Annotated in this window: 1 protein-coding gene; it reads right to left on the bottom strand. The window is 65.7% G+C overall.

What is annotated here, in order from left to right; genetic code table 11:
* Positions 1-1486: dihydroxy-acid dehydratase (gene ilvD, locus F3J20_RS31660; RefSeq protein ID WP_167285832.1), on the bottom strand; the 1486-nt coding region annotated here is incomplete at both ends.

The following is a 1486-nucleotide window of genomic DNA, read 5'->3' as shown; positions in this document are numbered from 1 at the left end:
GCACGAGCGCGATCGTGCCGCCGACGAACGCTTCTGGCGCAACGTGCCCGACTACCATGCCCCACGTGCCGCCCGAGAAGCGGCCGTCGGTGATGAGCCCGACCGATTCGCCGAGCCCCTTGCCGATGATCGCCGAGGTCGGCGCGAGCATCTCCGGCATGCCGGGGCCGCCCTTCGGGCCGAGGTAGCGCAGCACCACGACGTCGCCGGCGACGATCCTGTCCGCGAGGATCGCTTCGAGCGCGCTTTGCTCGTCGTCGAACACGCGCGCCGGGCCCGTGATGACCGGATTCTTCAAGCCCGTGATCTTGGCGACCGCGCCGTCTTCGGCCAGATTGCCTTTGAGGATCGCGAGGTGGCCCTCGGCGTAGAGCGCCTGGTCGATCGGGAAGATCACCCGCTGATCGCCGCGCGGTTTGGCTGGCACGTCCTTCAGTTCCTCGGCGATCGTCCTGCCGGTGATCGTGATGCAGTCGCCGTGCAGCAGGCCGGCGTCGAGCAGGATCTTCAGCACCTGCGGGATGCCGCCCGCCTTGTGCAGATCGGTCGCCACATACTGGCCCGACGGCTTCAGGTTGCAGATCACCGGCACTTTCTTGCGCATGCGCTCGAAGTCTTCGATAGTCCATTCGACCTCGGCTGCGTGCGCGATCGCGAGGTAGTGCAGCACCGCGTTGGTCGAGCCGCCGGTCGCCATGATGAGCGCGACCGCGTTTTCGATCGACTGCTTCGTGATGATGTCGCGCGGCTTCAGATCCCGCTTGACCGCTTCGACGAGCACGCGCGCCGACTCGGCGGCCGAGTCGACCTTTTCCTCGTCGGGGTTCGCCATCGTCGACGAATACATCAGCGACATGCCGAGCGCCTCGAACGACGAGCTCATCGTGTTGGCCGTGTACATGCCGCCGCACGAACCGGTCGACGGGCACGCGTTTTTCTCGATGCCGTCGAAGTCTTCCTGCGACATGCGGCCCGCCGTGAATTCGCCGACCGCCTCGAACGACGACACGATCGTCAGATCGGTGCCTTTCCAGTTGCCGGGGCGGATCGTGCCGCCGTACACGTAGATGCCCGGCACGTTCATGCGCGCGAGGCCGATCATGCCGCCCGGCATGTTCTTGTCGCAGCCGCCGATCACGACCACGCCGTCCATCCATTGCCCCTGCACGCAGGTCTCGATGCAATCGGCGATCACCTCGCGCGACACGAGCGAGTACTTCATGCCCTCGGTGCCCATCGACATGCCGTCCGAGATCGTCGGCGTGCCGAAGATCTGCGGGTTCGCGTCGGCCAGCTTGATCGCGGCGACGGCCGCGTCGGCGAGACGCTGCAGGCCGGCGTTGCACGGCGTGATGGTCGAGTGGCCGTTGGCGACGCCGATCATCGGCTTGTCGAAGTCCTCTTTCTGGTAGCCGAGCGCGTAGTACATCGAGCGATTCGGCGAGCGCGCTACACCTTGCGTGATGTTTTTCGAACGACGGTTGTA

It is taken from the genome of Paraburkholderia sp. Cy-641 (genome assembly GCF_011752945.1).
Lineage (GTDB): Bacteria > Pseudomonadota > Gammaproteobacteria > Burkholderiales > Burkholderiaceae > Paraburkholderia.
The sequence above is the reverse complement of the archived record's forward strand: the minus strand, read 5'-3'. Positions and strand labels throughout refer to the sequence as shown.